This is a genomic window from Massilia sp. UYP32 (assembly GCF_050434365.1).
In the GTDB taxonomy this organism is placed as follows: Bacteria; Pseudomonadota; Gammaproteobacteria; order Burkholderiales; family Burkholderiaceae_D; genus Telluria; species Telluria timonae.
The window spans coordinates 1-25,210 of record NZ_JBNDIK010000001.1 but is presented as its reverse complement, the minus strand read 5'-3'; the positions used below and the strand labels follow the sequence as shown (position 1 = coordinate 25,210).

The 25,210-nt window shown below is 66.9% G+C and carries 27 protein-coding genes; 18 read left to right on the top strand and 9 right to left on the bottom strand.

What is annotated here, in order from left to right; all coding sequences use genetic code 11:
* The first annotated feature begins 95 nt into the window (after positions 1-95).
* Positions 96-1,508 (top strand): MATE family efflux transporter, encoded by a 1,413-nt coding sequence (locus ABIB42_RS00135; protein WP_071359990.1) that lies wholly within the window; start codon positions 96-98, stop codon positions 1,506-1,508.
* An 86-nt stretch (positions 1,509-1,594) separates the two neighbouring features.
* The gene (locus tag ABIB42_RS00130; protein WP_429247696.1) at positions 1,595-3,814 is read left to right on the top strand and encodes a S9 family peptidase; all 2,220 of its coding nucleotides are present in this window, start codon (positions 1,595-1,597) and stop codon (positions 3,812-3,814) included.
* Positions 3,815-3,892: 78 nt separating this feature from the next.
* On the opposite strand, the gene ABIB42_RS00125 is transcribed toward ABIB42_RS00130, so the two are convergent.
* On the bottom strand, positions 3,893-4,099 hold the full coding sequence (locus tag ABIB42_RS00125; RefSeq protein ID WP_005668944.1) for a CsbD family protein: 207 nt from the start codon (positions 4,097-4,099) through the stop codon (positions 3,893-3,895).
* Between the two features lie 183 nt (positions 4,100-4,282).
* Between ABIB42_RS00125 and ABIB42_RS00120 the strand changes: the two genes are divergently transcribed.
* Positions 4,283-5,380 carry an AI-2E family transporter gene (locus tag ABIB42_RS00120; RefSeq protein ID WP_219863034.1) on the top strand — a complete coding sequence of 366 codons (1,098 nt, stop codon included), beginning with the start codon at positions 4,283-4,285 and terminating at the stop codon, positions 5,378-5,380.
* Between the two features lie 103 nt (positions 5,381-5,483).
* On the opposite strand, the gene ABIB42_RS00115 is transcribed toward ABIB42_RS00120, so the two are convergent.
* Positions 5,484-5,660 (bottom strand): CsbD family protein, encoded by a 177-nt coding sequence (locus ABIB42_RS00115; protein WP_005668942.1) that lies wholly within the window; start codon positions 5,658-5,660, stop codon positions 5,484-5,486.
* 72 nt (positions 5,661-5,732) lie between these two features.
* Positions 5,733-6,362, bottom strand: coding sequence for a class I SAM-dependent methyltransferase (locus tag ABIB42_RS00110; protein WP_184234700.1), 630 nt, complete (start codon positions 6,360-6,362; stop codon positions 5,733-5,735).
* A 167-nt stretch (positions 6,363-6,529) separates the two neighbouring features.
* On the opposite strand from ABIB42_RS00110, the gene ABIB42_RS00105 reads away from it, so the two are divergent.
* On the top strand, positions 6,530-6,811 hold the full coding sequence (locus tag ABIB42_RS00105; protein ID WP_005668938.1) for a flagellar protein FliT: 282 nt from the start codon (positions 6,530-6,532) through the stop codon (positions 6,809-6,811).
* Between the two features lie 346 nt (positions 6,812-7,157).
* Here ABIB42_RS00105 and ABIB42_RS00100 read toward each other — a convergent pair whose 3' ends face one another.
* Complete coding sequence (locus ABIB42_RS00100) at positions 7,158-8,258, bottom strand: hypothetical protein (RefSeq protein ID WP_219863033.1); 1,101 nt, start codon at positions 8,256-8,258, stop codon at positions 7,158-7,160.
* Positions 8,259-8,347: 89 nt separating this feature from the next.
* Between ABIB42_RS00100 and fumC the strand changes: the two genes are divergently transcribed.
* From fumC to ABIB42_RS00085, 3 genes are all read left to right on the top strand, one after another.
* The gene (gene fumC / locus ABIB42_RS00095) at positions 8,348-9,742 is read left to right on the top strand and encodes a class II fumarate hydratase (RefSeq protein WP_005668932.1); all 1,395 of its coding nucleotides are present in this window, start codon (positions 8,348-8,350) and stop codon (positions 9,740-9,742) included.
* A gap of 118 nt (positions 9,743-9,860) precedes the next feature.
* The gene (locus tag ABIB42_RS00090; protein ID WP_005668930.1) at positions 9,861-10,073 is read left to right on the top strand and encodes an RNA-binding S4 domain-containing protein; all 213 of its coding nucleotides are present in this window, start codon (positions 9,861-9,863) and stop codon (positions 10,071-10,073) included.
* Positions 10,074-10,216: 143 nt separating this feature from the next.
* On the top strand, positions 10,217-10,501 hold the full coding sequence (locus tag ABIB42_RS00085) for a DUF883 family protein (protein ID WP_005668927.1): 285 nt from the start codon (positions 10,217-10,219) through the stop codon (positions 10,499-10,501).
* 136 nt (positions 10,502-10,637) lie between these two features.
* Here ABIB42_RS00085 and ABIB42_RS00080 read toward each other — a convergent pair whose 3' ends face one another.
* From ABIB42_RS00080 to ABIB42_RS00060, 5 genes are read right to left on the bottom strand one after another with little or no spacing between them, the layout of a single operon-like run.
* Complete coding sequence (locus tag ABIB42_RS00080; protein ID WP_005668925.1) at positions 10,638-10,829, bottom strand: YjfB family protein; 192 nt, start codon at positions 10,827-10,829, stop codon at positions 10,638-10,640.
* Between the two features lie 23 nt (positions 10,830-10,852).
* Complete coding sequence (gene mobB / locus ABIB42_RS00075) at positions 10,853-11,431, bottom strand: molybdopterin-guanine dinucleotide biosynthesis protein B (protein WP_005668923.1); 579 nt, start codon at positions 11,429-11,431, stop codon at positions 10,853-10,855.
* Complete coding sequence (locus ABIB42_RS00070; RefSeq protein ID WP_219863030.1) at positions 11,418-12,116, bottom strand: general secretion pathway protein GspB; 699 nt, start codon at positions 12,114-12,116, stop codon at positions 11,418-11,420. The genes mobB and ABIB42_RS00070 overlap by 14 nt, the downstream gene beginning before the upstream one ends.
* 1 nt (position 12,117) lies before the next feature.
* On the bottom strand, positions 12,118-13,746 hold the full coding sequence (locus ABIB42_RS00065) for an AAA family ATPase (RefSeq protein WP_219863028.1): 1,629 nt from the start codon (positions 13,744-13,746) through the stop codon (positions 12,118-12,120).
* A 30-nt stretch (positions 13,747-13,776) separates the two neighbouring features.
* Entirely contained in the window at positions 13,777-14,274 is a 498-nt protein-coding gene (locus tag ABIB42_RS00060) for a hypothetical protein (RefSeq protein WP_219863027.1), read from the bottom strand.
* A 209-nt stretch (positions 14,275-14,483) separates the two neighbouring features.
* On the opposite strand from ABIB42_RS00060, the gene ABIB42_RS00055 reads away from it, so the two are divergent.
* The 11 genes from ABIB42_RS00055 to ABIB42_RS00005 all read left to right on the top strand — a co-directional run bounded on the left by ABIB42_RS00055 (position 14,484) and on the right by ABIB42_RS00005 (position 25,164).
* Positions 14,484-15,833, top strand: a complete 1,350-nt coding sequence (locus ABIB42_RS00055; protein WP_219863025.1) for a GIN domain-containing protein — start codon at positions 14,484-14,486, stop codon at positions 15,831-15,833.
* A 315-nt stretch (positions 15,834-16,148) separates the two neighbouring features.
* The gene (locus ABIB42_RS00050) at positions 16,149-17,027 is read left to right on the top strand and encodes a BadF/BadG/BcrA/BcrD ATPase family protein (RefSeq protein WP_219863023.1); all 879 of its coding nucleotides are present in this window, start codon (positions 16,149-16,151) and stop codon (positions 17,025-17,027) included.
* Positions 17,024-18,121 (top strand): N-acetylglucosamine-6-phosphate deacetylase, encoded by a 1,098-nt coding sequence (nagA, locus tag ABIB42_RS00045; RefSeq protein WP_184234720.1) that lies wholly within the window; start codon positions 17,024-17,026, stop codon positions 18,119-18,121. Before ABIB42_RS00050 ends, nagA begins: the two co-directional genes overlap by 4 nt.
* 41 nt (positions 18,122-18,162) lie before the next feature.
* A complete protein-coding gene (locus ABIB42_RS00040; protein WP_219865177.1) occupies positions 18,163-19,173 on the top strand; it encodes an SIS domain-containing protein in 1,011 nt (336 codons plus the stop codon).
* Positions 19,174-19,183: 10 nt separating this feature from the next.
* Positions 19,184-20,728, top strand: a complete 1,545-nt coding sequence (gene nagZ, locus ABIB42_RS00035; protein WP_219863021.1) for a beta-N-acetylhexosaminidase — start codon at positions 19,184-19,186, stop codon at positions 20,726-20,728.
* Positions 20,729-20,909: 181 nt separating this feature from the next.
* Positions 20,910-22,181 (top strand): tetratricopeptide repeat protein, encoded by a 1,272-nt coding sequence (locus ABIB42_RS00030; RefSeq protein ID WP_005668906.1) that lies wholly within the window; start codon positions 20,910-20,912, stop codon positions 22,179-22,181.
* Positions 22,182-22,364: 183 nt separating this feature from the next.
* Entirely contained in the window at positions 22,365-23,438 is a 1,074-nt protein-coding gene (locus ABIB42_RS00025) for a flavodoxin family protein (RefSeq protein ID WP_005668904.1), read from the top strand.
* A gap of 108 nt (positions 23,439-23,546) precedes the next feature.
* The gene (locus tag ABIB42_RS00020; protein WP_005668903.1) at positions 23,547-23,714 is read left to right on the top strand and encodes a hypothetical protein; all 168 of its coding nucleotides are present in this window, start codon (positions 23,547-23,549) and stop codon (positions 23,712-23,714) included.
* On the top strand, positions 23,711-24,070 hold the full coding sequence (locus tag ABIB42_RS00015) for a DUF2752 domain-containing protein (protein ID WP_005668902.1): 360 nt from the start codon (positions 23,711-23,713) through the stop codon (positions 24,068-24,070). Before ABIB42_RS00020 ends, ABIB42_RS00015 begins: the two co-directional genes overlap by 4 nt.
* A gap of 51 nt (positions 24,071-24,121) precedes the next feature.
* A complete protein-coding gene (locus ABIB42_RS00010; protein WP_005668900.1) occupies positions 24,122-24,880 on the top strand; it encodes a GntR family transcriptional regulator in 759 nt (252 codons plus the stop codon).
* 44 nt (positions 24,881-24,924) lie between these two features.
* Positions 24,925-25,164 carry a PH domain-containing protein gene (locus ABIB42_RS00005; protein WP_429247695.1) on the top strand — a complete coding sequence of 80 codons (240 nt, stop codon included), beginning with the start codon at positions 24,925-24,927 and terminating at the stop codon, positions 25,162-25,164.
* Positions 25,165-25,210 lie beyond the last annotated feature (46 nt).

Genomic DNA, 25,210 nt, shown 5'->3' with positions numbered 1-25,210 from the left:
GATAAAACTCGTTGCGATAAGCGGATCGCGGCTGGCAATACCGGCCTTGACAATAAGTCAGTAAAATCACGGGTCCATCGACCTATCACCGCATCATGACCGCCACCACCGCCGCCACCGAAACGCCCGTCCGCACCGAGATCGCCACCCTGTGGCGCCTGTCGTGGCCGGTGCTGGTCGGCCAGCTGGCGACGGTCGGCATGGGTGTGGTCGACGTCGCCCTCACCGGCCACGTCAGCGCCGACGAGCTGGCGGCGGTGTCGCTGGGCACGGCGGTGTGGTCGATCGTGCTGGTAACCGTCATGGGCACCATGATGGCGATCAATACCGTGGTCGCGCACGAGATCGGCGCCGCGCGCCACGACCGGGTGCCGCATTCGGTGCGCCAGGCCATGTGGAAGGGCTTGCTGGTCGGCCTGGTCGGCTGCCTGTTCGCCAACCTGTGCACGCTGCTGTTCGACCACATCGGCATGGACGCCCACGTGGCCGACCGCGCCTCTCTGTTCCTGCACGTGATCAGCGTCGGCATGCCGGCCTTCGGCGTGTATCGCGCGCTGTACGGCTATACCACCAGCATCAACCAGACCAAGCCGATCATGTGGATCGCCATCCTCGGTCTCGTCTTCAACACCATCGTCGCCTGGGTGCTGGTATATGGCAAGTTCGGCTTCCCGCAACTGGGCGCGATCGGCTGCGCAATCTCCACCGCCAGCGCGCTGTGGCTGATGCTGGGCGCCATGCTGTGGTGGATCACGCGCGCGCCGGCCTACCGCCTGACCTACCCCTTCGACCGCTACGAAGGGCCGGATACCCGCGAGATTGGCGCCCAGTTGCGCCTCGGCCTGCCGATCGGCATCACCTATTTTGCCGAAGTCAGCGCCTTCGGCCTGATCAGCCTGCTGGTTGCGCGCTATGGCGTGGTGCAGGTGTCCTCGCACCAGATCGCGCTCAATTTCGCTTCGCTGGTGTTCATGGTGCCGCTCAGCTTCGCGATCGGCATGCTCACCCGCGTCGGCCAGGCGATGGGCGAAGGCGACCCGGTGCGCGCGCGCTTCGTCGGCTGGGTCGGCGTCGGCGTCTCGGTCAGCTTCGGCGTGGTGGCGGCGCTCGGCATCGCCCTGTTCCGCTGGGAGATCGCGGCCATGTATACCTCCGATCCGGCGGTGCAGCAGGTGACCGCCAACCTGCTGCTGTTCGCGGCCCTGTTCCAGCTGTCGGACTCGACCCAGGTCGCCACCGCCTCGGCCATCCGCGGCTACCAGGTGACGCGCCCGCCGATGGTGATCCAGCTGCTGTCGTTCTGGGGCCTGTCGCTGCCGCTCGGCTGCATCCTCGGCCTGGCGCCGGCCTGGTTCCCATGGTCGCCGGATGCGCCGATGGAAGCCACCGGCTTCTGGATCGGGCTGGTCGTGGCGCTGACGGTGGCGGCCGTATTGCTGACCTGGCAGTTCGAAAAGCTGGCGCGCCAGCGCATCCGCGAGGGTGGGCATCGCGCCACAGCACATTAATCAGAGGACAAGTTATTACAGCGCCGCCCCGCCGACTCTGGTATCGTCTCGCGATTGCTGTAAATTAATATTCTTCAAGAGACATCATGCGCCCTCTCCTCCTTCTCCTGGCCGCCCTCGCGGCCACGCCCGCCATGGCCGAAAAACTGACGCTGGACCGCATCTACGGTGAATCCTCGCTGGCCGGCGCCAGCGTGCGCAACCTGCGCGTGTCGCCCGACGGCGAACGCGTGACCTTCCTGCGCCCGCGCGCCGATGACCAGTACCGTCTCGACCTGTGGGAATACAACACCAGGAGCAAGGCCACGCAGCGCCTGGTCGACTCCAAGCAACTGGTGCCGAACGAGGAATTGTCGCTCGAAGAAAAAGCGCGCCGTGAACGCGCGCGTACCGCCGGCCTGTCGGGCATCCTCAACTATTACTGGTCGCCCGACGGCAAGCGGCTGCTGGTGCCGATCGGCGGCGACTTGTATCTCGTCGATGCCGCCAAACCGGAAGCCGCGCGCAAGGTCGCCTCGGGCAACGTCATCGATCCGAAGATCTCGCCGCGCGGCCGCTACGTGTCCTTCGTGCGCAACCAGAACCTGGTGGTGATCGATCTGACCACCGGCGCCGAGCGTCAGCTGACCACCGATGGCAAGGGCACCGTGCACAATGGCGAAGCGGAATTCATCGCCCAGGAAGAGATGGACCAGCACACCGGCTACTACTGGGCGCCGGACGATTCGCACATCGCCTACCGTCGCTACGACGAGGCGCCGGTGCCGGTGGTGCGCCGCTTCGAGATCTTCGCCGACCGCACCGAGGTGATCGACCAGCACTACCCGGCCGCGGGCGATCCGAACGTGGCGATCGAGCTGATGGTCGTCAATCCGGCCACGGGTGAACAGCGCAAGATCGACCTCGGCCAGGACAAGGACATCTACCTGGTGCGCGCCGACTTCAGCGCCGACGCCAAGACCCTCGTCTACCAGCGCCAGACGCGCGACCAGAAACGCCTCGACCTGGTGGCGGTCGACGTCGCCACCCTGGCCCAGCGTCCGCTGTTCTCGGAAACCTCCCCTACCTGGGTCGAAGTCCATAACGACCTGCGCTTCCTCAAGAACCGCCAGGCCTTCGTCTGGGCGTCCGAGCGCAGCGGCCGCAAGCACCTGTATTTGTACGACCTGAACGGCAAGCTGCTGCATCCGATCTCGCGCGGCGACTGGGGCGTGGACAATATCCTGGCCGTCGATGAAGGCGCCGGCAAGATCTATGTCTCGTCGAACCGCGACGCCGTGATCGACAAGCAGACCTATGCGCTGTCGCTGGATGGCCGCGGCGCCGACAAGCCGACCCGCATCACCCAGGGCGACGGCTGGCACGAGGCTTCGTTCGCCGGCAACGGCAAGCTGTTCGTCGATACCTATTCGAACCCGAACACCCCGCCGCAGGTGTCGATCCGCCGCGCCGACGGCAGCATGGTCGAGTGGATCGAGAAGAACGAACTCAACGCCAACCATCCGTACACGCGCCACCTCGATGCGCACTTGCCGACCGAATACGGCACCCTGAAGGCGGTCGATGGCCAGACCCTGCACTACTCGATCATCAAGCCGGACGGTTTCGATGCCAATAAGCGCTATCCGGTGTTCCTGTTCACCTATGGCGGCCCGCACTCGCAACGCGTGACCCGTGCCTGGGGCAATTATTTTGACCAGTACATGGCGCAGCAGGGCTTCGTGGTCTTCCGCCTCGACAACCGCGGCTCGGGCCGCCGCGAGCGCCAGTTCACCGACGTGCTGCACAACAACCTGGGCAAGCACGAAGTCGAAGACCAGGTGGCCGGCATCGACTGGCTGGCCAAGCAGAGCTTCGTCGATCCGAAACGGGTGGGCGTGTTCGGCTGGAGCTACGGCGGCTTCATGACCCTGCGCCTGCTGTCCGCAGCGTCGGACAAGATCGCGATGGGCGTGTCGGTGGCGCCGGTGACCGACTGGGCGCTGTACGACACCCACTATACCGAGCGCTACGTCGGCGGCACGCCGAAGGGCGACCCGGAAGCCTACAAGCGCAGCGGCGTGTTCGCCCACCTGGACGGCATGAAGTCGCACCTGCTGCTGATCCACGGCATGGCCGACGACAATGTGCTGTTCTCGAACACCACCCTGCTGATCGACGAACTCGTGAAGCGCAATGTGCAGTTCGACCTGATGACCTATCCGGGCGCCAAGCACGGCATGTCGGGCCGCACCAACCAGCGCCACGTGTATGGGCTGATCGAGTCCTACTTCAAGAAGCAGCTGGGCGGCACGCAGCCGAACTGAGTTCGACTTCTTGAAACAAAAACGGCCGCGTCGATCGACGCGGCCGTTTTTCATTGCGCCTTTACAGCGCGGTGTGGCTTATGGACGTGGCGCTGGGCGGTTCGTCTGGTCCACGGCATCCTTCACGACTTCTTTCGCGTCGCCGTAGGCTTCCTGGGTCTTGCCCTCGGCCTGGTTCGCCAGGCCCTTGGCCTGCTGTTCGGTGCTGCCCACCACTTTGCCGGCGCCTTCCTGAATCTTGCCGCCGATGTCTTTCAGTTTGCCTTCGACTTGGTCCTTGTTCATGGTGTTCTCCTTGAGTAGTGCATGCCTGAATGGCCATGCGATGGATACAGAATAGTCCTTTCGCGCCTGCTCATCTGTTAGCGCACGCACACAGTCAATCAACCCCAGCCGCGCGACATTTTCATAGCTTAAATGCTAATCTTTTCTTGCAACGCGGCGCGCCGCTCAAGAAGAGAATCCTCCATGAATAACAACAATACCGAAGCCGTCCCCGCCACCCAGGAAGCCCCACAGGGCCAACGCCGCCTGGCGCGCCGCGTGACCCTTGTCAATGGCATCGCCGTGCTGTTCATCCTCGGCCTGGCCGCCGTCGTGCTGGCAGCCGATGCGCTGTTGCTGGTGTTCGCCTGCATCCTGTTCGCCATCCTGCTCTACAAATTGAGCGAGATCATGCATCGGCGCTTCCACATGCGGCGCAAGCTCGCGCTCGGCATCGTCGTGCTGCTGCTCAGCGCCATCATCGGTCTGGGTGGCTGGGCCATGGCGCCGCAGATTTCCGAACAGTCGACCCAGCTGGCGAAGGAAATCCCGGCCGCGATCGAGCGCCTGCAGGGCGAAGTCGAGCAGCATCCGCTGATCAAGCGCGTCGTCGACGAACTGCCGCCGCCGGAAGACATCGTCAAGCAGATGAGTTCGATGGTGCCGAACGCCGGCCTGTTCTTCACAGGCATCCTGGGCGCCCTCGGCAATGTCGTCATCATCATTTTCGTCGGCATCTATTTTGCCGCCACGCCGGGCGTCTACACCGGCGGCTTCATCCGCCTGATCCCGCAACACAAGCGCGGCCGCGCGCGCGAAGTCATCGACGAGATGGGCGATTCGCTGGCCAGCTGGCTGGTCGGCAAGGCGGTCTCGATGCTGATCGTCGGCACCACCACCGCGATCGGCCTCTCCCTGCTGGGCGTGCCGCTGGCGCTGATCCTCGGCGTCATCGCCGGCCTGCTCGACTTCATCCCCTACCTCGGCCCGATCATGGCCGGCGTCCCGGCGGTGCTGCTGGCGCTGTCGATCAGTCCGGAAATGGCCATGTATGCGCTGCTGTTGTTCGCAGCGATCAATATGCTCGAGGGTTATGTGTTGCAGCCGATGATCGAAGCCAAGGCGATCGAATTGCCGCCCGCGCTGGTGATCGTGATGCAGCTGATCTTCGGCACCCTGTTCGGCTTTGCCGGCGTGGCGCTGGCGACGCCGCTGGCGGCCGTGCTGTCGGTGCTGGTCAAGATGCTCTATATAGAAGACGTGCTGGGGGACAGACCGGCGAAGGGGGTTGGGTCGAGTTGACTCGCCTCGTTTCTGGAGTGCCGTGCCGCGGCATTCCAGAGATTGTCGGCGCACAAACAAAGCCGCGCGATTGCGCGGCTTTGTTTGTGGGGCGGAAGGCAGATCAGCGGTTGCCTTTGGCGATTTCCTTCATGTCGCCAACTTTCTTCTGGACCTTGCCCTCGGCCTGGTTCGACAGGCCTTCGCTCTGCTGCTGGCGGCTGCCGACGGCTTCGCCGACTTTCTGCTGCACCTTGCCGCCAACTTCCTTCGCCTTGCCTTTGACTTGATCCTTGTTCATTGCAGTCTCCTTGCCTGTTACGTGGATGAGCCTTGATGGTAAGGATAACTGCCAAGCGGTTCTGTTCGACGCCTAACAAACAGGCTTGCGCCACACGCTGGCCAGCCAGGGCTGCTGCTCGCGCGGCAAGCCGGGCGGACGGTAATAGTGATGCAGCGCCGTGAAACCGGCCGCGCGCAGGTAGCGTTCCCAGGTGGCGTAGTCGTAATAACTGCCATAGCGCGGGCCGTTCCAGCCTTCCTGGTTGTCGCCGCGCGGATTCGAACTGAACAGCACCCCGCCCGGCTTGAGCGCGGCGTGCAGATGCGCGAGCACCTGCGGCAGGGCAGCGCTGGGCACATGGAACAGCACGGCGTTGGCGAAAATGCCATCAAAGGTCGCTTGAGGCAAATCAAGGTGCAGGAAGTCTTGATGCCAGACCTCGCAGCCGCTGTAGTCGCGCGCCATGGCGACGAAACGCTCACTGCCGTCGACGCCGATGGCGCGGTGGCCGAGCGTGCTGAAGGCTTTCAAGTCACGCCCCGGGCCGCAGCCCAGGTCGAGGATGGTGTACGGGCTTGGGGCCTCGATCGCTTCCAGCAGGGCGGCGATGTTCTGGCTGACGTCGTGGTCGATCGTGCCGGCAAAGAAGGCATCGGCATTGCGCTCGTAATGCGCCAGCGTGCGGCGGGCGATGTCGTCGTGATTGTTATCGTGATCCATGGCGACAGTATGCCAGCCGGCGGCGAACGGCTTCGCCGGACATGCTCGCCACGTCAGAAAAAAAGTTCAAAAATTTTTCGAAGTTACCCTAAAGTTCCCACAATCCCTGCCGTAATAGAGTCAGACAACCGGCAATCCGGCCGGAGTTTCATTGTTTTGGTGGCAACATGAACGCAAACGAAGTCCTCGCGATGTACGAAAACCTGGCTGGCCTGACCCGTCAGATGTCGGAAGCCGCCAAGGCCGGTGACTGGAACGAGTTTGCCAACCTGAACGTGGAAGCCAAGGTCGAAGCGCGCAGCGCCGCCGCCGGCATGCCGGCCCTGGAAGGCGCCCAGCGCCTGCGCAAGATCGACCTGCTCAAGCAGCTGATGGCCAACGACCGCGCGATTCGCGACGTGACCGAGCCATTCGATGGCCAGCTGGACCGCGCGCTGCAGGCGCACTGATTCCTGGCGAATCCTGAACCAAGGCACCTGCGGGTGCCTTTTTTGTTGCCGGAACAAAGCGGGGATGGTCGAAGCACAAATGACAAGGCGCCCATCGGGCGCCTTGGCTGCCGCCGAGCCAGTGGCTCGGCCGCGAATCGGGTGGAGGGCGAACCCCAGCTATCTGCTGGCGTCGCCTCTTGCCGGTTGCTCCCGGCGTCCACCGCCGCTGCAGGCAAGTGGACTGCTTCCGGTCACAGGCGTTTCATCAACGGTCGTCTGTTGTCGCGCCACGCTATCGGTGGTGGCTGCGCAGACCCTGTGCCGTCTGTGACCTCGTCGATCACAAGTCCAGTATAACGCAAAATCAAAGTTGTGTAGACATTTCCTGTTCAGTCTCGTCCAGCTTCGGCTCGACCGGCTGCTGGCCCGCTTTCTTGCGCGCGAAACGCTGGCGCAGACGGGTCATCAGGGGCACGCCAGGCATGGGCTGGATCTGCCCTGCCCGCTTGCGACGGCGCACTATCAGCATCGCGGCGCCGGCCAGCGCCAGCACGACGCCAACGCCGCCGGCGATCCAGCCCCAGGGCGTCGACGCCTCCGGTTCGGGCGCCGGGCGCCGCCGCGCCGGATGCGGCTTGTTCGGATCAAGCGGCCGCGCCCTGCTGACGTCCGCCGGACTGGCGCCAAGCGCCACCTGCAATACCCTCACCTTGTCTTCCAGCTGGCCGATCTGTTCGCGCAATTGCGCGTTCTTGTAGTCCAGCGCGGCGCACACGGTCGAACGGTCGACGTCGGGCGCGGGCGCGCAGGCGGCCGGCGCGGCCGGGGCAGCCAGTGGCAAGGGCAGCGCCTTGGGAGCCGGCCTCGGCGCCGCTGCCGGCACTGGCCGGGCTTCCTGTTTCGGTTCCGGTTCGGGGGCGGGCTTGGGCTCCTGCGTTGGCGCCGCCTCGATCTTCGCGACGACCGGCTTGGGCGTTGGCGCCGGGCGCGGCCGTGGCGGCGGCCTGGCCACGACTGGCGCGGGCGCCGGCGTATCGGCCACGACCGGCGCCGGCATCCTGACCGCCGCCGGCGGCGGCGGATTCGGATTCGGCGTCATCGACAAGGTCACCAGGCGCACGTCGCGCTGAACGCCATCGGCCAATTCCAGGTACAGATGCAGGCGGTTTGACTCAACCGGGGCCAGCGACGTCACGTGCAGGAACTGGCGGCCATCGCGCTGCGTCACAGTCATGTTGAGTGTCGACAGCACGTGCGGCATGCCGATATTGGCGCCGCGGTAGACGTTCGGGTGGGCCAGGCGCACCTGCACCGGCGTCGCCGGGGCGTTGAGCATGGTCAGTTCGATGTCGGCCACGAGCTGCTGGCCGATATACGACGCGACCCGCGCTTCGCCCAGTTCGGCTGCGCCGGCAGCGCCAGAGAGTAGCGCGCAAGTGATGATCAAGGGGAGGCGGCTAGCCATTAGAAATACCGAGAGTGAAGCCCAAGCGTAATTAACGGACATTGCGATAAACTCTTTAATCCCAGCCCCCTCGTACAACAGGAATGTCTATGGAAAACAGGATTGAGAAGGACAGCTTTGGCCCGATCGACGTGCCCGCCGATCGTCTTTGGGGTGCGCAGACCCAGCGCTCGCTCCACCATTTCCACATCTCCACCGAGCGCATGGCGCCCGAGCTGGTCGCGGCGCTGGCCCAGGTCAAGCGCGCGGCGGCGGCGGTCAACCGCTCGCTCGGCAAGCTTTCCAGCGACAAGGCCGACGCCATCATCCGGGCTGCCGATGAAGTGCTCGAGGGCCGCCATCCGGCCGAATTCCCGCTCGCCGTGTGGCAGACGGGCTCGGGCACGCAGAGCAATATGAACATGAACGAAGTGCTGGCCAACCGCGGCTCCGAGCTGCTGGGCGGCGCGCGCGGCGAAGGCCGCCTGCTGCACCCGAACGACCACGTCAACATGGGCCAGTCGTCGAACGACATCTTCCCGACCGCCATGCACGTGGCCGCCGCCTGGGCCCTGGCCAAGGAGGTATTGCCCGCACTGGCCCAGCTGCGCGGCACCCTGCTGCGCAAATCGCGCGACTTCGAGCCGATCGTCAAGATCGGGCGCACCCACCTGCAGGATGCGACGCCGCTGACCCTGGGCCAGGAATTCTCCGGCTACGTGGCCCAGCTCGACTATGCCGAGCAGCAGCTCAAGTCCGCCCTGCCCGGCCTGCTGCTGCTGGCCGCCGGCGGCACCGCCGTGGGCACCGGCCTGAATGCCCACCCCGAGTTCGCCCCGCGCATCGCAGCCGAGCTCGGCTCGCGCACCGGCCTGTCGTTCAAGACCGCGCCGAACAAGTTCATGGCCCTGGCCGCCCACGACGCCATGGTCGCCGCCCACGGCGCCTTCAAGACCCTGGCCACCGCCCTCATGAAGATCGCCAACGACGTGCGCTGGATGGCGTCCGGCCCCCGCTCGGGCCTGGGCGAGATCACCATCCCCGAGAACGAGCCGGGCAGCTCGATCATGCCGGGCAAGGTCAATCCGACCCAATGCGAGGCGCTCACCATGCTGTGCTGCCAGGTGTTCGGCAACGACGTCGCCATCACGGTCGGCGGCTCCCAAGGCAATTTCGAGCTCAATGTGTTCAAGCCCATGATCGTCCACAACTTCCTGCAAAGCGCGCGCCTGCTGGCCGACGGCATGCGCTCCTTCGACACGCATTGCGCCCAGGGCATCGAGCCGAACCGCGCCCGCATCGGCGAGCTGATGGAAAAATCGCTGATGCTGGTGACTGCGCTGGCGCCGCACATCGGGTATGATCGCGCCGCGCAGATCGCCAAGAAGGCATCGACGGACGGCCTGACCTTGCGCCAGGCCGCCCTGCAGAGCGGCTTCGTCGACGAACAGCAGTTCGACCAGTGGATCGTGCCGATCGACATGACGCATCCGGATCCGGTGTAAGCCGGACGGCGAGACGGCGTGTACCGGGTGCCGGCACGGCGCCACCGGACGCTGCTACATGCGCTTCAAATAGGCGGCCTCATCAATCGTACGCCGCCTTCACCAACCCGAGGATAGAATGCAAAAAATAGTTTTCGATTTGACATCAGAATTCGTCGAGGTCAACCAGCTGCTGAAGCTGGTCGGCCTGGTCGACAGCGGCGGCGCCGGCAAGAACATGGTCGCCAGCGGCGTGGTGTCGGTCGATGGACGACAGGAACTCCGCAAAACGGCGAAAATTCGCAGTGGCCAGACCGTCTCGGTCGGCGACCTGCGCATCACCGTGCAGTAAGCTGTTGGCGCCCGCGAGCCGGGCTGATAGTGCAAGAAATGGGGCGCCGGAACGGCGGCCTTATGTTTGCGCACTAACAAACAGAGCGGGGCTTCCTTGTTTATATTTTAAGACGTCACTCATACGGCTTAGAGGTGAAGGCGATGGAAACCCCGGAACACAGCGCACAAACGCAGGAGCAATTGATTGGCGACCTGCGTCTCGTGATCGAAAACGCGGAAGAACTGCTCAAGAATACCGATCACTATTCCAGCGCCCTGTACCAGAACGCGCGCGCCAAGCTGTCGCTCGCCCTGGAAGCGGCCAATGAAGAACTGTCCCGCTTCGAGGATGCGCAACTGGAGCGCATGATGGCCGCCACCCGCGCCGCCAATGACCGTTACAACGACAGGTCGGGCGAAGAACGCATCCTGCGCGCCTTCCACTGATCGACGACAGCAAAAACCCGGCATCGAGGCCGGGTTTCAAAAGGCAAGACACAATCCCATGTGATCTTCGACCCGGCTTTCGCGCTCGAGTTCGCGCCGGATGCAGCGACGATCCCGGGTCGTTCAAGCCCTGGGTTCAAGCTTTCGTATTGATCGTATTGCCCAGGTGGGGCGGCAGGTTTTGCGGCTGTGGCAGCGCGTCGAGCAACTGGGCGGCCGACGCCGCCTGGATGTCCATGGATTTCTTGAGCATGGACACGCCCACTTCCTGACGGATACCGGTTTCGGCCATGCTGGTTGCAAGCTTGGCAATGTTCGTGACGTCCATACACCTCTCCAGAAAAAGACTTGTCAGTCTTTAACGGCCTCATCGACCAGAACTTGAGGCTGCATCTTTAACCATCCGCAAACCCAGTCCACCACCCGCCCCAGGTCGTTCAAGTCGAGCCAGGCGAGTCCGGCGCGCGCGTCCGCCGGCCGCGCCGCGTCCGAGAGCACGGCCAGGATCGTGACATCGTCCTGGAACAGCGGCGGCTTGCCCAGGCTCGGGCGATGCACCTCGAGCTTGGGCAACGATTCCCATTTATACCCTTCGACCAGGGTCAGGTCGGCCGGCGACAGCCGCGCCAGCAACTCTACAAGTCCCGGCTCCGGCTCCGCCCGCAGCTCGCGCATGATGGCAATGCGGTAAGGCGAGGCGATCATCACCTCGGCCGCCCCGGCCAGGCGCAGGCGCGCGCTGTCCTTGCGCGGCGGCTCGAGTTCGATGTCATGGTGGCTGTGCTTGACGATATTGACCCGCAAGCCGTCCTGCGCCAGGCGCGCGACCAGCCCTTCCAGCAAGGTGGTCTTGCCGCTGCCCGACCAGCCCACCACGCCCAGGACCGGACCCAGCCCCTGCGCCGACCGCGGCGCTTCAGTACGCGACACGGTAGCGGGTTCCCCGGTAGTTCATCACCGCCGCCTTCGGCATCAGGCGCTCGAGCACCAGGCCGGGCGCCACTTCCTCGCCTTCGCGGCGCAGCGTCTTATCGACCAGCAGCAAGCTCTCGCCCGGCGTCGGCGAATAGATATAGCCGCCGAAGCTCACCTGCGGGATCTCGCGCCTGACCGACTCGGGCAATTGCTGCAGGGTGCGCAGGTTATCCTCGCCGGCCGGCTGGGCCGCCGCCACGGGCGCCGGCGCCAAAGCGGCCGGCGTTTCGGAAAGCGGCGCCTCGGCCACCCGCACCGGCGGCGGCGCCGGCTCGGCTGCCCTGGCCGGCGCCGGCTTTGCGGCCACCGGCGCGGCTTCGCGCGGCGCCGGCGCCGGCGCGGCAGGCGGCGCGGCAGCCGCCGCGGGAGCGGGAGCGGGAGCAGGCGCAGGTGCGGAGGCCGGCGCAGACACCGGCGCCGCCGCCAGCCGCACCGGCTGTTCGCCCGTGTGACGCACCCACAGCAAGGCGGCCGCCGCCACCAGCACGCCCAGGCCGAGGCCGATGATGAGATGGCGCCGGTTCCCGTCCCGGGCGCGATCCGGGGCCGCGTACATCGGCGGCGGCGCATGGATGGTCGGGGCGTTGCCCAGCTGGCGTTCGGCCTGGGCCTTCTTGAGTGCTTCGAGGATGTACGACATATCAGTTTCCCGTCACCGGACCGGCCACCAGGCGCGGCTCGGCCACGCCGGACAGCTGGTTGAGGCGCATATAGGTGCGCGGCCCGGCCACGCCGTCCGCCTTCAGGTCCTGGCCCGCCTGGAAGGCGCGCAGCCATTCCTGGGTACGCGCCGCCAGAGGCTGGTCGAGCGCCGGCGCGGTCGTCTTGTTCAGGCCGGCCAGGCGCTGGGCGATCCAGTCGACGTCGGGGCCACGGTCGCCCTGCCCCACGACGTCGCGAAACGCGCCCGGCATGCGCCAGAAGGTCGTGAACTCGCCGCCGAAGCGCGCGACGAAGGCGGGAATGGTAACCCGCTGGCGGCGCCCGTCCACCGCGAGCAGCACGCTGTCCTGGTCCATCCCAACCAGCACCGCATACCCGGTGCGCGGGCCGTCGTGCAGGGTGACCACGGCCGGACGGTCCAGCAGGCGCAGTTCGTACAGGCCGCCGCGGCCCTGGTGACAGCGCAGGTTGGCGCGCTGGGCCGCCTCGCAGGTCGCCTTCGGACTGGATCCGGCAATGCCGGCGAACGACGGCCCCCACAGGGCCGCCAGCGCGCGCAGCGCATCGTTCTCGCTCTTGCCGGCCGCAAAATCGGCGCCCGCCACGGACGCGGCCTGGATCGACGCCGGCGACGGCCTGGCCGCCACCTGTGTCACGACGGCCGGCGCCGCCTGTGCGCTGGCCGGCTGCGCCTGCTGCTGATGCGGCAGCATCTGCCAGGCGGCGGCGCTGATCGCCACCCCGGCCAGCGCCCCGCCCGCCAGCAGTGGCCAGCGCAGCGGCTTGCGTGACGCCGGCTCACCGGCAAACACTTCCTCGGCCGACTTGAGCAAAATGGCGCGCGTGACGTGCGGGCTGTTTTCGACATAGGCGCCCAGCAGCGCGCGGTCGCACAGCAGGTTGATCCGGCGCGGCACGCCATGCGTCAGGCGGTGCACCACAGGCGTCAGCCCTGGTGGGAACGGCATCCCGGCCGCCCCGGACACCGCCAGCCGGTGCGCGATATAGGCCCCGGTTTCCTGCTCGGACAGCGGCCCCAGGTGGTAGCGCGCGATCACGCGCTGCGCCAGCTGCTCCAGCTCCGGGCGCGCCAGCATGGTGCGCAGCTCGGGCTGGCCGATCAGGATGATCTGCAGCAGCTTGCGCTCGCTGGTCTCGAGATTGGTCAACAGGCGCAACTGCTCGAGCACCTCGCTCGACAGGTTCTGGGCCTCATCGATCACGAGCACATTGTTCAAGCCCTGGGCATGCGATTCGAGCAGGTAGCGGTTGATCGCATCGACATAGGATTTGACGCCGCTCACCCCGGACGGCAGCGCGATGTGCAGCTCGTCGCAAATCGTCTGCAACAGCTCTTCGGCGTTCAGGCGCGGATTGAAGATATAGGCCAGGCGGCAGTTATCGGGAACCTGCTCGATGAAGCAGCGGCACACGGTGGTCTTGCCGGCGCCGATCTCGCCGGTCAGCAGGACGAAGCCGCCGCCGCTGCCGATGCCGTACAGCAGGTGGGCCAGCGCCTCGCGGTGCCGCTCGCTCATGAACAGGTAGCGCGGGTCGGGCGCGATCGAGAACGGGGCGTGCTTCAGCTGGAAATAATGGTTGTACATGCGTTGGACCGTACGATATTGCGTGCGTGGCTAGCGGCCCGGAGGCTGCGGCTTGAACTTCGCGCAGTATATTTTGCTTTTGTCCCTGGCGTAGGCGATCGTGCTGCCCGGGTTGGACTTGCGCAAAGGGTAGCGCGAGGCGTCCACCGGCTTGAAGGCGACGCCGGCGCCGGCGCGCACCGATTTCTCGAGCTCCTCGGGCGTGCTGTCGACGACGGCGGCCACGAACACCAGGTTGCTGGTATCGTCGCTGACCATCACCTCGCTCACCTGGGCGCCCCACAGCGAAGCCTCGGTCTTGAACCACCAAGCCCCGCCCTCGCGCTTGTAGGCCGGGCCGAAGGCCTGGGTCAGGTAAGCGTGGAAGTAGGCGTTGTCCAGCTGGCTGCGGCACAGCAGCGCGCTGCCGATCACCGGGCCGAAGGTCGACGGCGCCGCCATGGCGCCGGAGCAAGCGAGCCCTGCCAGCAGCGGCAAGGCGCGCAGCATGGAGCGGGTCTTGCCCTGCAGCCCTGGGTGGCGAATCATGGACATCCTTTTTTCGACGATCTCGACATTATGACATCGCACGCCGTGGCGGGTGCCGCGGATTGTCGCAAACGGCGCACGGTTCGTCGCATGCAGGCGCAGCCGGGCCCCCGAATCCACCGTTCCGTCGGTTTCCTCATGCCCCGCATGCGCCGCATGCGCCGCCGGCGTATCGTTCAGGCTCCCATCGACTCCTGGCCAGGAACAATATGCACCTCGTACAGAAGACCACCCTGCTGGCCGCCGCCCTCGGCGCCGCCTTCCTATCGATCGACAACAGCCAGGCCGATACACCAGCCAGGGCGGTCTCCGAACAGCGCAGCGTCGCGGCCTTCAGCGCCATCGAGTTGAGCGGCCCGTACGACGTCGCCATCGACACCCAGGGCCGGGCCGGCCTGAGCCTGCGCGGCGAACGCCAGCAGCTGGACGAGATCGAGACCTTCGTGCGCGGCGACACCCTGGTGGTGCGCCCCAAAGAGAGCAGGACGTTCCGCTTCGGCTTCGGCGCGCGGCGCGAGACCGTCGTCATCCACATCGGCGCGCCGGCCTTGAAAAGCCTGTCCATGTCGGGCAGCGGCGACACCACGCTGGGCCAGGTGAGCGGCGAGCGTTTCGCGCTCGACCTCAATGGCCCGGGCGACCTGGAAGTCTCCGGCGCGGTGCGCGACCTGGCGCTGACCGTGAGCGGCAGCGGCGACGCCCAGCTGCAGCGGCTGCGGGCCAGCAATGTGGCGCTGACGATGTCCGGTCCGGGCGACGTGCGGCTGGCCAATATCGACGGCTCCCTGCACGCCAACATCAGCGGCTCGGGCGACCTCGAGGCGGACGGCCTGCGCCTGGCGCGCCTGGAAGCGCGCCTGTCCGGCCCTGGCGACATGGTGCTGCGCGGCGCCAGCGGCGAGGTGCGCGCCGAAGTGACCGGCTCGGGCTCGTTCGACGCCTGCGACCTGGCCGCCGGCCGCGCCAGCACATCGCAGAGCGGTCCCGGCGACGTCTGCCTGGGCGGCGCCATCGCCCAGCTCGACGCCGAGATCGGCGGCTCGGGCAACCTGACCGCGCTCGGCCTGCGGGCGCAGGCGGCCACCCTGCGCCTGCACGGTCCGGGCGACGCCCGGCTGGCCGGCACGGTGGGCGAGTTCAAGGCGCAGCTGTCGGGCTCGGGCAATATCGACGCCGGCGGCCTCGCGGTCGGGAAAGCCACGCTCAAGGCGCGCGGCCCGGGCGGCATCGAACTGGCCCGGGTCTCGGACACGCTGGAGGCCGAACTGCGCGGCTCGGGCGGCCTGACGTCGGAGATCCAGGGCAAGCGCCTGCTCCTGACCTCGGGCGGTCCGGGCGACGCCCGGATCAGCGGCCAGGTCGAGATGGTCCATGCGCGCCTGAGCGGCTCCGGCGGCCTGGACGGAAATCGCCTCAGGGCCGGCCGCGCCGACATCGCGGTCAGCGGCCCCGGCACGGCGCGGGTCCAGGTGGCCGAACGCGCGGGCGGCGCGCCGGCGGGCGCCAGCGGCCAGCTGCTGGTCGTCGACCGGCGCGGCAGCAGCCACGCGCCGCAGTAGGCCACACACCGCGGCCGCCGGCCGCGGCGCGCCGTTTCGACCTTGCGCCGGGACCTGCGGTATGGTCTCGGCGATCCTTTCTTCCACCATCCTTTCCCCGCCCGCGACCACTCCCGCGGTTCCGCCGTCCACGCCGACGCCCGGACAATACCAATAACGATACCAATTTTCACTTCCGTCGCCAGACTGCTCGGCAGCATGAGCGTAAGCCAGTCCCGGATTTTGGTCTGCAGAGGAGAATACCAGTTAAATACCTGTTGACATCCAGATAGGGCCTGCCTATAGTGCCCTGACCCTATTTCTCCCACCTACCACATGATCGACTATCTCATCGGCGTCGACGGCGGCGGCACCAATACCCGCGTGCGCCTGGCGGGGCGCGACGGCGCCGAACTGGCCACCGGCCGCAGTGGCGCTTCCGGTCTTGTCCACGGCATCGACAATGCCTGGCGCGCGGTCGACGATGCCACCGCCAAGGCCTTTGCCGCGATCGGCATCGACGCGATTCCGCGCCAGTCGTGCGCCATCGGCCTGGGCCTGGCGGGCGTGCACAACAAGGAATGGGCGGCCGCTTTTCGCGCCGCCAATCCGGGCTATGCCGCGCTGACGCTCGACACCGACGCTTTCTCGACCCTGATGGGCGCCCATGGAGGCCGCCCCGGCGCCATCGTCGCGATCGGCACCGGCAGCGTGGGCGAAGCGCTGCGGGCGGACGGCGCGCGGGTCGAGGTCGGCGGCTGGGGCTTTCCTTCCGGCGATGAAGCCGGCGGCGCCTGGATGGGCCTGCGCGCGATCGCCCACGTCCAGCAGGTGCTCGACGGCCGCGCCGAAGGCGGCGCGCTGGCGCGCGACGTCATTGCCGCCTGCGGCGGCGGGCGCGACGCGATCCAGGTCTGGCTCGGCAAGGCCACCCAGACCGATTACGCGAGCCTGGCGCGCTTCGTGGTGACCCATGGCGCGCTCGACCCGGTCGCCGGCGCCATTCTGGAGCAGGCAGGCCGCGAAGTGGCCAGGATGGCGCATGCGCTCGATCCTTCGGGCGACCTGCCGCTGTCGCTGTGCGGGGGCCTGGGAGACACCCTGCGCCTGTACCTGCCGGCCGAGATGCTGGCGCGCTGCAGTCCGCCCCATGGCGATTCGGCCCTGGGCGCGCTGCGCATGATCGAACTGCACCTGAAGGACTCCCAGGCATGAGCGCTACCATCAAAGGCAATATCCTCACTCCAGACGGCTGGATCCACGGCACCCTGCGCTACGGCGCGCACGTCGACGCCATCGACGGCAGCCAGGCCGACCCGGACGCCAACGGCGACGACTACATCCTGCCCGGCTTCATCGACGTGCACGTGCACGGCGGCGCCGGACGCGACATGATGGAAGGCGGCGACGCCCCGCACGTGATCGCGGCGCTGCACGCGAAGCACGGCACCACCAGCCTGCTGGCCACCACCATGACCGCGCCGATCGAGGACATCGACCGCGCCCTCTCGGCCATCGGCCGCGCCTGCGCCGCGCGCGGCAAGGGAGAAGCGCGCATCCTGGGCGTGCACCTGGAAGGCCCCTACATCAATTCGGGCAAGCTGGGCGCCCAGCCGCCGTTCGCGCGCGAAGCCAGCCTCGATGAAGTGAAGCGCTTCGACGCCCAGGCGCCGATGAAGCTGATCACGGTGGCGCCCGAGATCGACGGCCACATGGACCTCGTCCGGCAACTGGCCGACGCCGGCATCCGGGTCCAGGTCGGCCACACCAACGGCGACTACGAGGTGGGCGTGGCCGCCCTCGCACACGGCGCGGCGGGCTTCACCCACCTGTTCAACGCCATGCCCGGCCTGCACCACCGCGATCCCGGCATGGTCGGCGCCGCGCTGGCGCATGCCGAGTACGCCGAGATCATCCCCGACCTGCTGCACGTGCATCCGGGCGCGATCAGGACCGCGCTGCGCTGCATCCCCAAGCTGTTCTGCGTGACCGATTCGACCGCCGCCGCCGGCATGCCCGACGGCGAATACATGCTGGGCCGCCAGGTGGTCCATAAATGCATGGGCGGCGTGCGCCTGGCCGATGGCACCCTGGCCGGCAGCACGCTCACCATGGACCAGGCGCTGCGCAACCTGGTCAAGATCGGGCTGTCGATCGAAGACGCCAGCCGCCGCGTCTCCCTCAACGCCGCCGACTACCTCGGCGAAACCCTGCGCGGCCGCCTGGCGCCGGGCTGCCATGCCGACTTCGTGGTCCTCGACCGCGACCTGAACATCAAAGCCGTCCATATCGAAGGAGAAGTCCTGTGACCACCGCCGCCGCTTCCGCAGTCGCCCAACCCCCGTCGCTCATGCTGCAGGAGGCCTTGTCGGCCGCCGACTGCATCGCCCACCAGCTGACCCAGGACGTGGAGCGCTACGCGGAGCTGGGGGCGAAGCTGCGCGCCACGCAGCTGCACAGCGCGGTGACGGTGGCGCGCGGCAGTTCGGACCACGCGTCCAGCTACCTGGCCTACCTGATCATGGCGCGCATGGGCCGCCTGGTGACCTCGCTGCCGATGTCGCTCATCACCCTGTACAAATCGCCGATCGTCGCGCGCGACACGCTGGCGGTGGCGATCTCGCAATCGGGCCAGAGCCCGGACGTGGTCGAGCCGATCCGTTACTTCCGCGACGGCGGCGCCACCACCGTGGCCCTGGTCAACGACCCCGCGTCGCCGCTCGCCGACGCCGCCGAATGGACCATGCCGCTGCATGCCGGCCCGGAAAAAAGCGTGGCCGCGACCAAGAGCTTCATCGCCAGCCTGGTGGCCGGCGCGCGCCTGGTCGCCGACTGGCAGGACAGCAAGGAGCTCAAGGACGGCATCGACGCCCTGCCCGAGGCGCTGCGCGCCGCCACCGAAGTGGACTGGTCGGCCGCGATCGAGGTGCTGGCGCCGGCCCGCAACATCATGGTGGTGGGCCGCGGCATCAGCTTCCCGCTGGCCCTCGAATCCTCGCTCAAGTTCAAGGAAACCTCGGCGCTGCAGGCCGAGGCGTTCTCGGGCGCCGAGATCAAGCACGGCCCGATGGCCCTGATCGAGGAAGGCTATCCGCTGCTGGTCTACGCCACCCGCGGCCCGACCCAGGCCGGCCTGGTGGCCCTGGCCGACGAGATGCGCGGGCGCGGCGCGCGCGTGCTGCTGGCCGCGCCCGCCGACGTCGCCAGCCGCGACCTGACCCTGCCCACCGCCGCCATCCCCGACCTCGACCCGATCGCGGCGGTGCAGGCCTTTTATACGATGGCGGCGAAGCTGGCCGCCGCGCGCGGCATGAATCCGGACCAGCCGCGCCACCTGAGCAAGGTCACCAAGACCAACTGACGCCCTCGCCATGACTGATTATCTCGACCTCGCCGGCCAATTGATGATGGTGCGCCTGTTCGGCACCGAGCTCGATGCCGACACCGACGCCTTCCTGCGCAGCCACAAGATCGGCGGCGTGTGCCTGTTCCGCCAGAACATGGTGGACGCCTTTCAACTGACCCGCTTCACCGGCGCCCTGGTCGACGCCATGGGTCCGCGCGCCCTGGTCGCCCTCGACCAGGAAGGCGGCGCCGTGGTGCGCTCGACCTGGGTGCCGGCGCCGCCGAGCGCGATGGCGCTGGGCGCCGCCAACGATCCGCACCTGGCGCGCGAGGTCGGCGCGGCGGTGGCGCGCGCGGTGCGCGCGCTGGGTTTCAACTGGAACTTCGCGCCGGTGCTGGACTTGAACAACAACCCGCACAACCCCGTCATCGCCGAGCGCTCGTTCGGCGCCGATCCAGAGCAGGCCACGCGCATTGCCCTGGCCTGGATGGAAGGCAGCGAGAGCGAAGGCGTGGCCTGCTGCGTCAAGCACTTCCCCGGCCACGGCGACACCCACGTCGATTCGCACCGCGACCTGCCGCGCGTGGACAAACCGCGCGCGGAACTGGAACGCTTCGAGTTCGCGCCGTTTCGCCTGGCCGCTCCACATGCTCCCGCTATGATGACGGCCCACATCGTCTACCCCGCCCTGGACCCGGTCAATCCGGCCACGATGTCGCGCGCGATCCTCACCGGCGTGCTGCGCGAGGAATTCGGCTACGGCGGCGTGATCATCACCGACGGCATGGACATGCATGCGATCGCCCACCGCTACGGCGCCGGCGAGGCTGCCGTCAACGCGCTGGTGGCGGGCGCCGACATGGTGATGGCGATCGGCACGCGCGAGACGCAGGTGGAGACCGTACACGCGATCGCCCAGGCGATCCGCGACGGCCTGCTGCCGCTGCCTGAGGTCGAGGCGAAACTGGCGCGCCTGGCGAAGCTGGCGGCCACGCACCCGGCTGGCCCGGCAAGTTACGCCCGCGAGCAGGACGACCGCGCGCTGATGGCGCGCGCCTGGCGCGCCGGCCTGACCGCACTCGGCCAGCCGCAACGGCCCGCGCGCGGCAGCCGCGTGCGCCTGGTCGCGCGCGCCGATGTGGTCAGCGATGGTATCTCGGAAGCCGGCGTGCCGGCGGCCCGCATCGCCGAGGCGCTGGGGACCCTGTACGACGTCGAACTCGTCACCTTCGCCGACAGCGAACGCTTCGACTGGTCGGCGCTGCCGCAGGACGGGCGCTTCACGATCCTGGCCTCGACCTCGCGCCGCCGCTATGGCCCGAACGCGCGCGCCGGCTGGCGCCCCGACCTGCACCTGGCCCTGTGGAATCCTTACCAGGCGCTGGACTTCCCGGCCCCGGCCCTGATGAGCTATGGCTTCGCCCCGCCCGCCCTGGAGGCGGCCGTGGCCTGGCTGGGCGGCGAGATCGACGCGCCGGGGATCTGCCCGGTGCCGGGTTTCGCGCGGATGACAAGACGGCGACGACCGCAGCGACAGCGGCGGCGCCAACGACGAGGTAACGCGATGTAACGACGCTGGGCGCGCGCGCAAGCTCTGCGGCACAATTGGCCGGCCAGAAAATGGCTGATTTATGGGACAATGCACGTTTTGTCCGAGATTGGCATTTTTGCTATAGTTGTAAAAATGCGTGCAGAAAAAGCGTAGCGAAAGCGCGTTTCGTCGAATTTTTGTCTAGATAGAAGGATACACAATGTCCCAACTCCGTCTTGCCCGCCTCTGCCTGATGCTGGCCGCCGTCGGCCTCTCGGCCCCGGCCCTGACCACCGCCGTCCACGCGCAAGAGAAGCCTGCCGCCGAAGCGCCGAAGGACACCGTCCGTCCAGAGCTGTTCAAGCTGCTCGACCCGGCCGCGATCAAGCCGCTGATGGACGCAAAGAATTACGCCGAAGTGCAGAACCGCGTGCAGCAGGCCGAAGCCTTCCCGAACCGCACCCCGTACGAAGACTACGTCGTCAACCGCATGAAGCTGTCGCTGGGCTCGGCGACCAACAACAACGCCATCGCCATGCCGGCGCTCGAAGCCGTGATCAATTCCGGCCGCCTGCAAGGCCAGGAACAGGCCGACTTCATCCTGGCCCTGGGCAATATGCACTACAACGCCAAGGACTACACGAAGGCGATCGAGTGGTTCAAGCGCTATCAGAAAGAAAGCGCGACCCCTGAAAAAGTCACGCCTTCCCTGATCCGCGCCCATTACCTGGGCGGCGACTTCGCCAGCGCCAAGGCGGCCCTGCTGCCGGCGATCGAAGCGACCGAGAAAGCCGGCCAGAAGCCGAGCGAGGAAGACCTGCGCCTGCTGGCCTCGTCGGCCAACAAGGTCAAGGACGACGCGGGCTACCTGACCGCACTGGAAAAACTGGTCGCCCACTACCCGAACGACGACTTCTGGACCGACGTCCTGAACCGCGGCGTGGCGCGCAAGTCCGGCTTCGATGCGCAGACCAATATGATCAACGTGTACCGCTTGGAAGCGGCCACCGTCAAGAAGATGGCGCCGGAAGAATACGTCGACCTGGCCGAACTGGCGCTGCGCGACGGCTTCCCGAGCGAAGCCAAGAAAGCCATGGACGCCGGCTACGCCGCCGGCGTGCTGGGCCAGGGCTCGAACGCCAAGGCCCACGCCGCCCTGCGCGACAAGGCGACCAAGGGCGCGGCCGACGACGCCAAGAGCATCGCCGCCGGCGAAGCCTCGGCCGCCAAGGCCAAGACCGGCGCCGGCCTGGTCAACCTGGGCTGGGCTTACGCCACCATGGACCAGGGCGACAAGGGTGTCGGTTTCATCCAGCAAGGCATCGCCAAGGGCGGCCTGAAGAACCCTGAAGAAGCCAAGCTGCGCCTGGGCATGGCGCAGGCGCTGGCCGGCAAGAAAGCCGAAGCCATCCAGACCTTCGAAACCGTCAAGGGCGGCGGCGGCGCGGGCGACCTGGCGAAATACTGGATCGTTCACCTGAACCAGAAGTAATCGCTGCGCTTCACGTTGCACCCGCGAAAGCGGGCCGGGCTCGCTGCCCGGCCCGCTTTTTTCGTATGCGCGGGTCATCCTGTCCCGCTGCCGGCCGGCGGTTTTACCGGCCCAAGGTGCGCGCCCGTACATTAAGGCCGCCCGAGCCCGTCCGATAATTGCCTTATTTGCATCGGAGGCAGCATGACGACGACGGTACGCAAGGGCCAGGCGCCCGCCAAGCTGGGACGCGACGAATTCCACCTGCGCTTTCGCAGGGCGTTCCAGGACCCTGGCTACGAAGCGCTCGACCGCGAGCTGGCGGCGATCGAGGACGTGGCCTGGGATGCGTACCAGAACGGCCGCAAGGCCCCGCACACGGTCAAGGCCGGACCCGGATTCCATGATCCCGGCTACGACCTGTCGGTCGAGTGGAAGGAGGCGCGCGACCGCCTGATCGGCGCCGAGCGGCACCAGAAGAATCCCGACTCGCGCAACCGCGTCCTGCTCATCAACGCCTCGGCCCGCAACGACGGCACCTGTCCCGGCGAGATGTCGAAAAGCTGGCGCCTGACGCAGATGGCGAAAGAGGTCCTCATCAACGAAGGCTTCGAGGCCGACGTGCTCGACCTCAGCCTGCTCAATTCGGACTACGACCGCCACATCCACCCCTGCAAGGGCTGCGTCTCGACCGCGATGCCGCTGTGCCACTGGCCGTGCAGCTGCTACCCGAACCACGGCGAGCGCCAGGTGAACGACTGGATGAACGAGATCTATGAGCGCTGGGTGCTGGCCCATGGCGTCATCATCGTCACCCCGGTCTACTGGTACCAGACCCCGGCGGTACTGAAACTGATGATCGACCGCCTGGTGTGCGCCGACGGCGGCAATCCCGACCCCTCCTCCACCCACGGAAAGAAGGCCGAGGAGGCCAAGCAGATCGAGCGCGACGGCTGGGATTATCCGAAACACCTGGCCGGCCGCGCCTTTGGCCTGCTGGTGCACGGCGACGTGGCCGGCGTCGAGGGCACGCGGCGCTCGCTGTCGGATTGGCTCGAGTGGATGGGGCTGATCAACTCGGGCAGCTTCGGCCAGCTCGACCGCTACATCGGCTATTACGAATCGTATGCCGACAGCCACGAGACGCTCGACAAGGACGTCGCGGTGCAGGAAGAGACGCGCAACGTGGCGCGCGCGGTGGCCACCGCCGTGCGCGAGGTGCGCGCGGGACGGGTTGCCGTGGTCAGCCAGCCATTGAAGAATCCGCGCCCGAAATGATGGCGCCCGGGAGCCGCGCGGCGCCCCGGCCGATGCCGTGACTATTGGCGAGTTTTACACACGTGATTCTCAGTAGAATTGTGGAAACAACCTACAGGGGATCCTCAGATGGAAGCAGTTGGCGGACTCATCATCGCAGCGATCATCGGCGTACTGATCGGCAAGGATGCAAAGGCGCGTGGCATGAGCGGTATCGGCTGGGGCCTGTTTTCCTTTCTGATCTGCATCGTCGCGGTACCGATCTACCTCATCGTCCGCAAGCCGCGTATCGCATGATCGGGACGGTCGGCGGGCGCCTGGGCCTGCTGCTGGCGAGCGCCGCCCTGGCCTGGCTGCCGGCCAATCCGCTGGTACGCGCCGAAGCCCTGCTCGGCCTGTCGCCCGGCCCCCTCGAACGCCATCTCGGCATCAAGAATGCCTTCAGCGGAATGACCGAGGGAATGCACCAGCTCGTGCATGGCGAATTGGGCGCGGCGCTCGCGGCGAATTTCCTGACGCCGCTGGTCGCCTGCGCCTTGATCGCCTGGGCCGTGACCGGGGTGCGCCTGGCAACGCGGCGCCATGAAATCCTGGCCGCGGCCTGGTTCGTTGGGCTGTCCATCCTGGTGAACATCGTGCACCCCTTGCCTTGATCGCCGGGCGGCCTGCGGTATGATGGGCGGTCCCATCTTCATGCCCGCCGAATGAATCCCCTCGTCCAACTGATGCACGACGCCGCCAAGGCCAGTCTCGCCACCGGCGCCGGCAAGCTGCCGCTCTACCAGCAACTGCAGCGCGCGCTGCGCCAGGCGATCGACAACGGCGTCTATGGACCGTCGAGCGCCCTGCCCGCCGAGCGCCAGCTGGCGCTGGAACTGGGGATCTCGCGCATCACGGTGCGCAAGGCGATCGACAGCCTGGTCGACGACGGCTTGCTGGTGCGGCGCGCCGGCTCCGGCAATTTTCTCAACATGCGCATCGAAAAGAATTTTGCCAAGCTGAGTTCGTTCTCGGAAGACATGCGGGCGCGCGGACGGGTGCCGCGGAGCAGCTGGCTCAAGCGTTCGGAAGGCCTGGTCACGCCCGAGGAAGCGCTGCGCCTGCGGCTCTCACCGGGCACGCCGGTGTACCGCTTCAACCGCCTGCGCTATGCCGACGATGCGCCGATGTGCCTGGAATACGCGACCATTGCCGCCTTCGCCCTGCCCTCGCTCGACGCGGTGGGCGACTCGATGTACGAAGCGCTCGAGGCCACCGGCAACCGCCCGGTGCGCGCGCTACAGCGCCTGTCCGCCCTGCTGCTGGGGGTCGAACAGGCGCGCCTGCTCGATGCGCGCGAGGGCGACGCCGGCCTGTGCGTCGAGCGCCTGGGCTTCCTGCGCGACGGGCGCGCGGTGGAGTTCTGCCGCTCGTATTTTCGCGGAGATACGTATGACTTTGTTGCCGAGCTGACCGCAGCCTGATGAACTAGTGGTAATCTGGTCGTTTTCACCACGCGAGGACGATCATGTTCAAGAGAATGGCGGCGGAAGCACTGGGGCTGAGCGACATCGGTGTCATCGTCGGACCGGCAGACTACAGCAAGGTCGATGCCGACGACTACCTGTTCACCGAGGACGGTGAGCAGATCTTCTTCCTGATCAAGAGCAAGAAGGACGAGTACTGCTTCACCAATCTCGCCCTGATCCACGTCGACGGGGACCTGTCAGAAATTCTGTGTGCGGGGCCAGAATTCGTAGTTAGGTAATTGCGTTCGTGAAGCGTTCGCCGAACATGATGGCGAACTGGTTGGC